The organism is Streptomyces sp. NPDC079020, from assembly GCF_044542225.1.
Classification (GTDB): Bacteria; Actinomycetota; Actinomycetes; order Streptomycetales; family Streptomycetaceae; genus Streptomyces.
The window spans coordinates 444,319-456,760 of record NZ_JBITUB010000006.1; the positions used below are offsets into that span (position 1 = coordinate 444,319).

A 12,442-nucleotide genomic window follows, 5' to 3' on the forward strand; every position below is an offset into this window, starting at 1 on the left:
CCCGGCCTCTACGCCTGCTCCCGCTCCCGCTCCCGCTCCTGCTCCGCCACCCGGTCGCGGACCGGGCCGCGCAGCTCCCGCTTGAGGATCTTCCCGGTCGCGTTGCGGGGCAGCGGCTCATCGGTGAACAGGACATGGGCCGGCACCTTGAACGCGGCCAGATGCCGCCCGACGTGCTCCCGCAGGCCGTCCGCCGTGACCGCCGCACCGGTACGCAGCCGGACGACGGCCGCGACCTCCTCCCCCAGCACGGGGTGCTCCACGCCGAGCACAGCCGCGTCCTCGACATCGGGGTGGTCGTGCAGCGTGGCCTCGACCTCGATGCAGTACACGTTCTCGCCAGCCCGGATCACCATGTCCTTGATCCGGTCGACGATGCTGATCCGGCCCTCGCACAGCACGGCGAGGTCGCCCGTACGGAACCAGCCGCCGGTGAACGCCGCGGCGGTCGCCGCCTCGTCGCGCCAGTAGCCCCGGACCAGCGCCTGGCCGCGCAGCCACAGTTCTCCGGCCTCACCGTCCGGCAGGGCCTCGCCCCGCGGCCCCGCGACCCGTACCTCGGTGGTCGGGGTCGGGCGGCCGACGCTGTCCGGATGGGCCCGGCAGTCGGCGCCGAAGTTCGCCAGGACACCGCCGCTGGTCTCGGTGAGCCCGTAGCCGTTGCGGGGCTCGATCCGCTCGCCGTACCGGGCGGTGAGCCGGGCGACCAGGTCCGGCGGGGCGGCGGCGCCGCCCGTGTTGAGCATCCTCAGGCTCTCCAGCCCCTCGCCCGCCCCCTCGGAGGCGGCGGCGAGCAGCTGGAGCGCGGTGGCCGGGACTCCGGCGTAGTGCGTGACGCCGTGCTCGCGGATCAGCCGGAGCGCCTCGGACAGGTCCCACTTGCGCATCAGGACGAGCGAGCCGCCCGCCGCCATCGCGGCGTAGAAACCGGTGAACGCGGCGACGTGGAAGAACGGGAACGTCATGAGCGAGACCGGCGCGGGCCCCTGCCCCGGGAGGACCCCGCGCCCCAGCGCGGAGGCCGCGGCGTGAAAGCGCGGGTTCAGGGCGGCTCCGGCCTGGGCGAGATGGGTGGCGACGGCCCCCTTGGGACGCCCGGTGGTGCCGGAGGTGTAGATGATCGTGGCGTCGTCCTCGGGCCGGATCTCCACGTCGGGCGGCGCGGCCAGCGGATCGGGCGCGGGGAAGTCCTCGTACCGCTCCACCCGCACCGGCCGGGCACCCCCGGCGGGCGGCTCGCCGTGGAACAGCACCACGCGCGCCCCGGTCCTCCCCGCCCAGCCCGCCACCCTGGGCAGCCGCTCCCCGTCGACCAGGAGCACACGCGGTTCGCAGTCGTCGAGGGCGTACGCGAACTCCTCCTCGGTCCACCAGGCGTTGAGCGGTACCGCGACCAGCCCGGCCAGCTGCGCGGCCCAGAACGCGATCTGCCACTCGGGGTGGTTGCGCATCGCGACGACGGCCCGGTCGCCGGGGCGCAGCCCGTACGTCCCGCTGAGCCTGCACGCGAGGGCGGAGGCCGCGGCGAAGAACTCGCCGTAGGAGTAACGGCGTTCCCCGGCGATCAGGAACGGCCGGTCGCCGTACGCCCAGGTGGTCTCCACGAACTCGCGGAGCGTGCGCGGCCCGTCCACGTAGACCAGGGGCCCGTGCTCGGCCCGCGCCACGGCGAAGGGGGCGCCGGGCGCGGTGAGGGAGGCTTCGATTCGCGCGGTGGCACCGGGGTCGGCGGAGGCGGGTGCGACCGGGTCCGGGGCAGGCATCGGGTCGGTGTGCGGCACGGACTGCCTCTCCAAGCGCTTGCTCAGTATCCCGGCGACGCTATGCCCGTGCCCCGGCCCCGTCAAGGGAGCCCGTGACGTCGCCCGGCACCCGTACCGCCCCTGACCAGGGGCGGACTGCGAAGGGGCGGCGGACGGTGCTCCAACTGACGCGTGAGACGTCAGATGTCTGACCCTTGATAGCGTGGGAACGCAGCGTGACAGCCGGCGGGGTCAAGAGGTGGGGAGTTCACATATGCCCGGTACGAGGCCCGGCAGACAACTGCTCCGGCAGGAAGTCGTCGACGGCATCAAGCGCTACATCCTCGACGAGAAGCTGCGCCCCGGAGACTCGCTTCCCACCGAGCCCGCCCTGTGCGAGGCGCTCGGCGCCAGCCGCTCCAGCGTTCGCGAGGCGGTCAAGATCCTCAACGCCCTGGACATCGTCGAGGTGCGCCACGGACACGGCACCTACGTCGGCAGGCTGAGCCTGTCCGCGCTGGTGGAGAGCCTCACCTTTCGCGGGCTGCTCTCCCCGGACGACGATGTCCAGGTCCTGGCCGACCTCGTCGACGTACGCGAACTCTTCGAGCGCGGGATGGCCGACCGGATCGTGTCCCTGCTCGCCCCCGACCAGCTCGACGCGCTGGACGGCCTGGTCGCCACCATGCGTGGGACGGGCGCCCAGGACGGGACCGGCTTCGTGGAGGCCGACCGGGCCTTCCACGCGCTGCTCGTCGCGCCGCTCGGCAACAATCTGATCGGCCAGCTCTCGATGGCCTTCTGGGATGTGTACGCGATCGTCGCGCCGCATCTGAGCGGCTTCACGCACGCCGACGAGGCGGCGACGGTCGCCGCCCACCAGAACATCGTGGACGCCGCACGGGCCGGGGACATTCCCGCGTTCATCACCTCGCTCGGCGAGCACTACGCCCCGGTCAGGCGCCGGATCTCCGAGACCCGCGCCCCCGAGGACGGCCAGGGCTGACCCGCCACCGACGGCCCGGGAGAAACGACGCCGGGCCCGGCGGTTCACCGACCGGCCGGCCGGCCGGCCGGAGTCCGGCGGTTCACGGAACGGCCGGTCCCGGTCCGGCCGCTCACGGAACGGCCGGTCCCGGTCCGGCGGCTCCCACTGGCCGGCCGGTCCGAGTCCGGCGGCTCTCACCGACCGTCCGGTTCCAGGCGGGTGCGGATGCCGTCGAAGTGCGTGCGCATGGCCCGTACCGCGCGTTCACCGTCGGCCGCCGCGACCGCCTCGACGATCTCCCGGTGCTGGGCGCACGTGACGGCGGGGTCCTGGTGGCTGTCGTCGAGGTCTTCGCGCACCCGGTCCATGGCCGCCCAGAACGCATCGAGCACCTCGCTGAGCAGGTGGTTGTCCAGCGACGCGTAGAGCGCGAGATGGAAGGCGCGGTCGGTGGAGCGCGCCACCCGGCCGCCGAGGGCCTCGGTCTCCATCGCGGCGACCAGCCCGCGCAGCACGTCGAGGTCCGCAGCGGGGATACCGGCGGCGACCGCGCCGACCAGACCCGTCTCAAGCGCCTCCCGCACCTTCATCAGCTCCAGCAGACCGGGCTGCCCCTGCCGGTGCCGGACCGCGGCGCGGAAGGCGAGCCCCTCGGCGAACGGCTCCAGGGAGAGCGAGCCGACGAAGGTGCCGGAGCCCCGCCGGATCTCGACCACATTCATGGCCTGGAGCGACTTGAGGGCCTCGCGCACCGAGACCCGGCCGACCTCGAAGAGGTCCGTCAACTCGCTCTCGGTGGGCAACGCGTCGCCGGGGGCGAGCCCGCGCTCCAGGATCAGCTCCTTGATCCGGAGCTCGATGTACTGGGCCGTGGTGGGGCGGGCCACAACGTCCTCCTGAGGTGCGTTCGCCCCTTGACCGGTCGCGGGAGCATCTGTTTAAGGTGAGCCAGACATAGGACATCATACGTCTTGTGTCCCGGTCCGACCGCCGCCCGGCGCCACGGACCGGCGCATCGACCGAGCTGGAGTCCTCACCATGTCCCTGACCGCACCGTTGCGCGGCATCGTCCCGCCGGTCTGCACTCCGCTCGACTCCCGCGGGGACATCGACACCGCGTCCCTCGGACGGCTCGTGGAGCACCTGATCGGCGGGGGCGTGCACGGACTGTTCGCCCTCGGCTCGACGAGCGAGGTCGCCTACCTCACCGACGAGCAGCGCGCCACGGTGCTGGAGACCGTGGTCGGTGTGACCGACGGCCGGGTTCCGGTGCTGGCAGGGGTCATCGACACCACGACCGTTCGGGTCGCCGCGCACGCGAAGGCCGCCGAGCGGCTGGGCGCGGACGCGCTCGTGGCGACCGCGCCGTTCTACACCCGCACCCACGGCAAGGAGATCGCCGGGCACTTCCGGCGGCTGCGCGCCACGGTCGGCCTGCCGCTGTTCGCGTACGACATCCCGGTCGCCGTGCACTCCAAGCTCTCCGCCGCGCTCGTGCGCGAACTGGCCGAGGACGGCACGCTCGCGGGGCTGAAGGACAGCAGCGGAGACGAGGGCGGGCTGCGCCGGCTGATCGTCGAACTGGGCGGACGGGGCGGACGTGAGGAGGGCCCGGCACCGCGGTTCAGCGTGCTGACCGGGTCCGAACTCACCGTGGACGCGGCCCTGCTGGCCGGGGCCGACGGGGTCGTACCGGGCATCGGCAATGTGGATCCGGCCGGCTATGTACGGCTGTACGAGGCGGCGCGGGCAGGCGACTGGGCGCTGGCCGCGAAGGAACAGGAGCGGCTCGTCGAGCTGTTCGCCATGGTCGACGTGGGCCCGGAGGCCGACATGGGCCGCAGTTCCTCGGCGCTCGGCTCGTTCAAGGCCGCGCTGCGGCTGCTCGGTGTCATCGAGTGCGGCGACACCGCGTTCCCGCAGATCCAGCTGTCCGCCGAGTCGGTCGCCCTGGTCGCGCGCCGGCTGCGCGCCGCGGGCCTGCCGCCGGTCCGATGAGCACCGGCCCCCCGCCCACCGGCACCGGCACCGGCACCGGAGCACAGTTCGCCGCATCGGCGGCCGCTTCCCCACGGAGAGCGAGGGCGCGGCGCTCGGCTTCACGTACGACGTGGGGACGCCGGCCTGCTTCGACGTACCGGCCCGGCCGAACCGGCTGACGGACCCCGACGCCACAAAGGACCACCTCTCCGAGGACCGTCTCCCGGCGGAACCGGCACCGCGAACGGGGTGACGCACAGGGTCCGGCACACGAGGGCCACGCGTCCGACGGCCGCTGCCCGGGAACCGGCCCACTGACTGTTCGTCACCGGGCGGTTTCTGATAGTTGTGTCTGCGGGGACGGGCGCAGTCCCGCAGCGGTGCCTCACGGGCACCGCAGGGGAGGATGTACATGAGCACCACCACACGCGACGAGGTCATCGCCGTCGAGCAGAAGGCGGTGGACCACGCGTACGACTGCTACGCCACGCGGCTGTCCGAGATGACGGGGGCATCGGCCGCCGCGGCGTCGGCGAGCGGCAAGGACAGCGTGGCCGTCCGGCAGGACGCGGAGGCGCGCGCCGAGGCGTACGGCGGCCTGGGCGACGAGTCGCTGGTCTTCTCCCGTGTCGACGCCCCGGAGGAACCCGGCGGCGCACCGCGCCCCTGGTACATCGGGCGGCGGGGCGTGCGCGACGCCGCGAACGATCCGGTGGTCCTGCTGTGGACCAGCCCGCTGGCGAAGAAGTGGTCCGAGGCGAGGCCCAAGGCGCCCGGGGAGGTGGTCCTGCGGCGGCAGCTGCGGTGCGTGCGGCGCATCGTGGAGGACTACTTCGACGACATCGCACCGGCGGCTCCCACGCCCACCGCCCCTCGCACCGCTCCTCGCGCCACCCCTCGCCCCACGACCGTTCCGGAGCCGAGGCGGACGGCGGAGGACGCGTCCCACGACTCCCCTGCGGACGGCGAGGGCGCGGACGGCGAGAGTGCGGCGGAGGAGTCCGCCACCCCCGGAAGCACCGCGCCGCCGTCCCCCACCACGCCCGGGGATGTCGCCCGCGTCCAGCGCCGCAGGCCGCTCCAGCCGGACGACTTCCTGCTGCGGGAGCTCCAGCGCTCGCGCGGCGGCCGTATGCGGGACATCGTCGAGACCATCCGCCGTGACCAGATGGACCTGGTCACGGGCTCGCCCGCCGACATCCTGGTCGTGCAGGGCGGGCCGGGCACCGGCAAGTCCGCGGTCGGTCTGCACCGGGTCACCTGGCTCGTCAACAACGAGCACTTCAAGGCCCAGGACATCCTGGTCATCGGACCGCACCAGCGGTTTCTGGACTATGTCGGCCAGGTTCTGCCCACGCTCGGCACGCGCGACGTCAACGCCGTCCAGCTGGACCGGCTCTGGGTGGGCGAGATCCTCGGCACCGACACCCCGCGGACCCGTGAGGTGAAGTCCGACGAGCGGATGTCGGCCGTGCTGCGGCGCCGGGTCGAGGACGACTGCCGCCCCGAGGTCCTCGACGACCTCACCACCGCCCCCTCCTTCGAGGGCGACGAACCCGCGATCGTCGTCAACGCCGGGAGTACGACGCTGCGCGTCCCGCGGTCCGAGGTGATCGGGCTCCTCGACGACGCCCGCGGCGGCGACGGCGCCTACCGGGAGCGCCGCGAACGCTTCCGGAGCCTGTTCGTCGACCGCCTCCTCCAGGAGCTCGCCGCCATCGCCCCCCGGCGCGGACAGGGCGGCACGATCCGCCGCGACCTGGAACGCAACCGGCGGGTCGAACGGCTCGTCGACCGCATCTGGCCGTCGCCGGGCGCCCGGGAGGCGCTGCGCAGCCTCTACGACTCGCCCGAACTCCTCCGTACCTGCGCCGAAGGCATCCTCGACGACGAGGAACAGGCCGCTCTGCACCGCCCCCGGGCCGCCTCCGCCGACGCCGATCCCTGGACCGTGGACGACCATGTCTGCCTGGAGGAGCTCCGCCATCTCATCGCCGGTGAGACGCCGCTGCGCTACGGGCACATCGTCGTGGACGAGGCCCAGGACCTCACGCCCATGCAGGCCCGCGCGCTGCGCCGGCGCTGTGCGGTCAACGGTTCCATGACGGTCCTCGGCGACCTCGCCCAGGCCACCGGCCCCCACACCCACACCAGCTGGGACGGCCTGGGCACCGCCCTGTCCGACCACGGGGACTGGCGCGTCGCCGAGCTGAACACCAGTTACCGCGTGCCCGCGGAGATCATGGAGTTCGTCGCGCCGCTCGCCCGCGCGGTCGCGCCGGGGCTGCCGTATCCGAGGGCCGTGCGGGAGGCGGGCGAGGACGCCGTGCGCACCCTGGCGACGGAACCGGAACAGCTTCTCGACGACACCGTCGCCCGGGTGATCAGCCTGGTGGCCACCAGCGACGGGCAGAACCCGCGGTCGGTGGCCGTCATCGTCCCCGACGGCTCGCGGTGGCTCGACGCGGTCAGCGGCCGGCTCGACGGGCACCCCGGCCTCACGGGCCGGAGCCGGAACGCGGTGTCCGTCCTGGCCGCCACCCAGGCCAAGGGCATGGAGTACGACCACGTCCTGGTCGTCGAGCCCGCCGACATCGCCGATGACGGCCCGGCGGGACCGCGCCGGCTCTACATCGCCCTCACGCGCAGCACGCAGAGCCTGACCGTGCTGCACACCTCCCCGCTCCCGGAGATCCTCACCCACACCGACGGCACCGGGGAACCGTCCTCGGCGGGACCGGAGTCCGGTGCGGCACCGGGCGACGTCCCCGAGATCGGAACCGACATCCGGGTGCGGGTCCTGGGTCCCGGGCCGGGCGGCCGCTACAAGGTCAAGGCGCTGTCCACCGACGCCGCCCGCCCCCTGGTCCTCACCGTCCGGCACGGCTCCGCTCCCCCGCGTCCGGGCGATGAACTGGACTGCTGGGTCTTCGCCAACGAGACCAACCAGAGCGTGCTCACCGCCGACCAGCGCGGCCGCCTGCCCATCTCGCCCAGGATGGCGGAGCGGTACGTGGCGGCGCTCACCGTCCTCGGTGAACTGCTCACCCCCGGCGCGGACATCCCCCCGGACGCCCGCGGCCGTCTGTCCGAGCTCCAGGGCATGGCCAACCGCGTCCTGCGCCGGGACCAGGCGGACTGGGTCGACGTACGGCGCGTGCTCGGCGCCCCGGACCGGCACCGGCTGGGCGTGCTCCGCGACCTCGCGGCAGGCGCCAACCGCGCGCTCAAGGACGGCACACCGGACATCGGGCGGCTGCGTGACGAACTGACGGACTCCGGCTGGGCCCCGGCCCTGCACGCGGCACAGCAGACACTCCGGACGAGGCTCGCCACCCCGCCACCACCGTCCCCCGAGCCCGCTCCAGCCCCCGCCCCCGCCATCCCTGCGCAGCAGCCCGAACCGAAGGAAACCATCCCCGTGACCACCGCCGCAGAAGCCCCCGCGTCACCGCCCGCGACCACAAGGGCGGGCTTCCTGCGCGCACTGGAGACCGCGGCGGCCACCGACCGCACATGCAAGAAGCACGAAGCGCTGCGGCACGCCCTGAAGTCGGCCCTGCTCTGGTCCGACATCCAGCCCGCCGACTCCGAGATCGTCGACGTCAGCTGCGTCACCGAACAGGGCCTGTCCCTCTACGAGGTCCTGGGCGCCGGCCGCTCCACCTACCAGGACCTCCGCTCCGGAGCGACCCGCCTCCTGGAGATCAACCACACCCTTCCGACCCCGGCCACCACCCTCTACCTGGTCCTCTGCGAACAGCCCGCCGAGGACTGGTCGGCCGACACGGTCCGCGACATCTTCGGCGTCCGGGTCCTGTGGCGAACCCCCGAGGGCTGGGGCGGCCAGGACGCGGAAACGGCCTGGGCCCCGTCGGGGGCGTGAACCCGCCCGCGGTATCCGACAGCGCTCCCGCCGTGAGCCGGCTCGTCATCAGCTCACGGCGGGAGTAGCCACGCGCTACCACCGGGACGCCGCTCCCGCCGTCACGCCGCTCCTGCCGGGACGCCGCTCCCGGTCCGTGTTAGGGCAAACATCGTGGCGCGTTCCGGACGTGCGCCCAGCCGCCCCTGCAGACACCGAGAGCCCATCACAGGGGCACCCAAACGCTCCCAAAAGGTCAATTGGCCAGACTTTTCAGGGAGGAACCGCCCTGCGCGTCGGCATCCGAGGATGTTTTGACGAAGCTGTTGACTCGTTCTGCATGTTTGCGTAAACGTAGTCGGTGATCAGCACCCGCGCGGGGTGATGAGGACGAGAGGGAGCGATCCATGGCGCAGGACGGACGGCGGAAGCCTGCCGTGAGGGGAGGCACGCGTGCCCCGTCCATGGCCGACGTGGCAGCCGTCGCCGGGGTGTCCGCGCAGACCGTGTCCCGTGTCGCCAACAACCGCACCAACGTCGAGGCCACCACGCGCGAACGTGTCCTCAACGCCATGCGGATGGTCGGCTACCGCCCCAACACCGCGGCCCGCGCGCTGGTCACCGGCCAGTTCCGCGCGATCGGCGTCATCAGCTTCGATCTCCGGGCGCACGGCAACGCCCGCACCCTGGAGTCGATCGTCTCCGCCGTTCAGCGCATCGACTACTCGGTCAGCGTCATCACCGTGCAGAACCAGACCGAACAGGCGGTGCGTGAGGCATTCGAACGCCTCACCATGCAGGCGGTCGACGGGATCATCCTCAACGAGGCGCAGATCCTCGACACCCCCGCACTGCGCCTGCCCACCGGCCTGCCCGTCGTGGTCAACGACGGTGACGGCACCCACCGGTACGCCGCTGTACACACCGATCAGGCGGAAGGCGCCCGGCTGGCGGTACGTCACCTCCTCGACCTCGGGCACCGTACCGTCTGGCACCTGGCCGGCCCGCAGGACTCCTATCCGGCCCGCGGCCGCGCCGAGGCGTGGCACCACATCCTCAAGGACGCGGGCCGCCCCGTCCCGCCGGCCCTCTACGGCGACTGGAGCGCGGACAGCGGCTACCGCGTCGGCCGCGAGATCGCCCACCGCCCGGACATCAGTGCCGTCTTCGTGGCCAACGATCAGATGGCCCTGGGCCTGGTGCGCGCGTTGCACGAGGCCGGGCGCCGGGTGCCCGACGACGTGAGCGTGGTCGGCTTCGACAACATCGCCGAATCCGCCCACTTCCTGCCGCCGCTCACCACCGTCCACCAGGACTTCGAGGAGATCGGGCGGCACGCCGTCGCCCTGCTGCTCGACCAGATCCGGTCCGGCCGCCCACCCCAGGTGTCGGTGACTTCCGTCGCCCCGAGGCTGATCGTGCGCGACAGCACCGCGCCGCCGGCCGACCCCGGCCGTACGGACGGGAATCCCGCCGCCCGCCACACCTGACACCCACCGCGGACGGACCGGCCCCGCCCGGCGGCGCGGTCCCGTCCCCGCGTGCACAGCCTTGCCGAAGTGTCCAGAACTCCCGCCCAAGGGACGCCACTTGGGAGTCGGCAGGTTCCCCCGGCGCAGCGCGTACCCGGCTGCGCGGCGCCGCTGCCCGAGTGCTCCTCGGCCGCCCCGCGGCCCAGGTAGATCCACCGCTCCACCACGCACCACCGCTTCACATCCATATCCACCGGGTCGACCGCGCCCCGCACACTCCCTGATGGTGCGGCGTGACCCCGGACCGCTGAAGGACACCGTGAAGAGAACCCTTTTTGGGGCCGTGCTGGCCGGAGGCCTGCTGGCCGCGGTACTGGTCGCACCGGCCAGCGGATCCCCCGTACCGGACACCGGCAGCGCGGCCACGACGGCCGGCACCACCCTCGCGGACAGCTGGAAGCCGCCGCTGAGCACACGCGGCCGGTACGTCGTCGACGCCGACGGGAACCGGTTCAAGCTCAAGTCCGCCAACTGGCACGGCGCACAGGGCTCGTGGAACGGATCGGGGGACATCAACGACCCCGCGAACCACCACGACTCCGAGAAGTCCGACCAGACACCACTCGGCCTCGACCGCGCGCCCATCGCCACCGTGCTGTCGGACTTCCATGAACTCGGCATCAACAGCATCCGCCTTCCGTTCTCCAACGAGATGCTGCACGACCAGCGCCCGGTCCCCGACGCGGCGGTCGCCGCGAACCCCCAGCTGCGCGGCAAGACCCCGCTCCAGGTGTTCGACGCGGTGATCGGCGCCACCACCGCCGAGGGCTTCGCCGTCGTGCTCAACAACCACACCAACACCTCACGTTGGTGCTGTGGACTGGACGGCAACGAGCGCTGGAACACCAGCCAAAGCACTGCTCAGTGGGAGGCCGACTGGCTGTTCCTGGCCAAGCGGTACAAGGACAACAAGCGCGTCGTGGGCGCCGACCTGTACAACGAGGTGCGGCGTACGATCACCGACGACGCCAACTGGGGCCTGGGCGACGCCCATGACTGGTGGGCCGCTTCCCAGCACCTCGGGGACCGGCTGCTCACCGAGGCCAGCCCCGACCTGCTGGTGATGGTCGAAGGCATCAACTGGCAGGGCGTCCCGGTGGACGGCCTGCCGCACGGCCGACCGACGCTGGAACCGGCGCGCACGCTCTCGCACACGCTGGTGGCATCGAACAAACTCGTCTACTCGGCGCACTTCTACGGCTACACCGGCCCCCACCACACCGGGGCGACGGGCACCGGCGAGACGCACGACTGGCGCTACCAGGAGCTCTCGCGCGACGAACTGTTCGCGACGCTGCGCCGGCAGGCGTTCTTCGTCTCCTCCGACACCGGGCAGCACTACACCGCACCGCTGTGGATCAGCGAGTTCGGCATCGGCGCCGACGAGACCGACCCGCAGGCACGCGCCTGGTTCGGCAACTTCGTCGACTACCTCATAGCCAACGACACCGACTTCGCGTACTGGCCGCTGGTCGGGTTCACCGGACACGGCCGCTGGAAGCTGCTCGACTACGGCACCGACGGCAAGCGCTCCGGCATCCTCGACGGCGGCGACTGGCGCACCGCCGACTGGAACCGGCTGATCGCTGCCACCGGCAAGACCGGCCAGGTGGCGGTGGACCAGCGCTGGAACATGCTGAACCTCGACCACGCGGACGCCGTGCAGTCCCTCCGGGCGCGCTCCCAGGGTGACTGGGACCCGGGAGCCCGCAAGGGCGTATGCCCCGACGGACAGCGCATCACCGGACTGTCCCACCGCGACGGCCGCGCCCTCTGCACCGACGCGGGTGCGCCCGGACTCGCGAACCCGGCGGGCGGATCCACCGTGGTGAACGACGAACGGTACGTCCAGCAGGGCGACTGGGCCGCCGGCTACACCAAGTTCCAGTGCCCCAAGGACCAGTTCATGACCGGATACAGCATCCGTGGCCAGGCCGTCTCCGGTGTGCTGTGCTCCTCCGCCTCGCGGACGCTGCCGACGACGGGCCGCACCGTGTGGTTCGACCGCGGCGACAACCGTCCGGCCGGCGGCCCCGGTGGCGAATTCGCCTCCGGCAACCACAAGGGCCAGTGCGCCACCGACGAGTACGCGGCGGGCATCGCCTTCACCGGCGCGTACGCCAAGGGCAAGACGCCCGACGCCCTGCTCTGCCGGAAGCTGTAGCGCTTCGGGAAGGCGGCCGCCGACCGCAGTGGCGGGAGGCGGCCGCCGACCACGGCGTGGGGGATGTCCCGACGGGGGGATGTCCCGACGGGGGGATGTCCCGACGGGGGGATGTCCCGACGGGGGGATGTCCCGACGGGGGGATGTCCCGACGGGGGGATGTCCCGACGG

Annotated in this window: 7 protein-coding genes; 5 read left to right on the plus strand and 2 right to left on the minus strand. The window is 72.6% G+C overall.

Annotation, left to right across the window (positions count from 1 at the left end; all coding sequences use genetic code 11):
• Nucleotides 1–8 precede the first annotated feature (8 nt).
• Nucleotides 9–1,763, minus strand: a complete 1,755-nt coding sequence (locus tag ACIGJO_RS16035) for a class I adenylate-forming enzyme family protein (protein WP_399958060.1) — start codon at nt 1,761–1,763, stop codon at nt 9–11.
• A gap of 253 nt (nt 1,764–2,016) precedes the next feature.
• Here ACIGJO_RS16035 and ACIGJO_RS16040 point away from each other — a divergent pair, with 253 nt between their 5' ends.
• A complete protein-coding gene (locus ACIGJO_RS16040; protein ID WP_399958063.1) occupies nt 2,017–2,748 on the plus strand; it encodes a FadR/GntR family transcriptional regulator in 732 nt (243 codons plus the stop codon).
• 176 nt (nt 2,749–2,924) lie between these two features.
• On the opposite strand, the gene ACIGJO_RS16045 is transcribed toward ACIGJO_RS16040, so the two are convergent.
• Nucleotides 2,925–3,617 carry a FadR/GntR family transcriptional regulator gene (locus ACIGJO_RS16045; RefSeq protein WP_399958066.1) on the minus strand — a complete coding sequence of 231 codons (693 nt, stop codon included), beginning with the start codon at nt 3,615–3,617 and terminating at the stop codon, nt 2,925–2,927.
• A 151-nt stretch (nt 3,618–3,768) separates the two neighbouring features.
• Between ACIGJO_RS16045 and ACIGJO_RS16050 the strand changes: the two genes are divergently transcribed.
• From ACIGJO_RS16050 to ACIGJO_RS16065, 4 genes are all read left to right on the plus strand, one after another.
• Nucleotides 3,769–4,728, plus strand: coding sequence for a dihydrodipicolinate synthase family protein (locus ACIGJO_RS16050; protein WP_399958069.1), 960 nt, complete (start codon nt 3,769–3,771; stop codon nt 4,726–4,728).
• A 394-nt stretch (nt 4,729–5,122) separates the two neighbouring features.
• Complete coding sequence (locus ACIGJO_RS16055) at nt 5,123–8,596, plus strand: AAA family ATPase (RefSeq protein ID WP_399958071.1); 3,474 nt, start codon at nt 5,123–5,125, stop codon at nt 8,594–8,596.
• A gap of 443 nt (nt 8,597–9,039) precedes the next feature.
• Nucleotides 9,040–10,065: a LacI family DNA-binding transcriptional regulator gene (locus ACIGJO_RS16060; RefSeq protein WP_399958074.1), complete on the plus strand. Its 1,026-nt coding sequence runs from the start codon at nt 9,040–9,042 to the stop codon at nt 10,063–10,065.
• Nucleotides 10,066–10,330: 265 nt separating this feature from the next.
• Nucleotides 10,331–12,271, plus strand: a complete 1,941-nt coding sequence (locus ACIGJO_RS16065; protein ID WP_399958077.1) for a glycoside hydrolase family 5 protein — start codon at nt 10,331–10,333, stop codon at nt 12,269–12,271.
• The last annotated feature ends 171 nt before the right edge of the window (nt 12,272–12,442 follow it).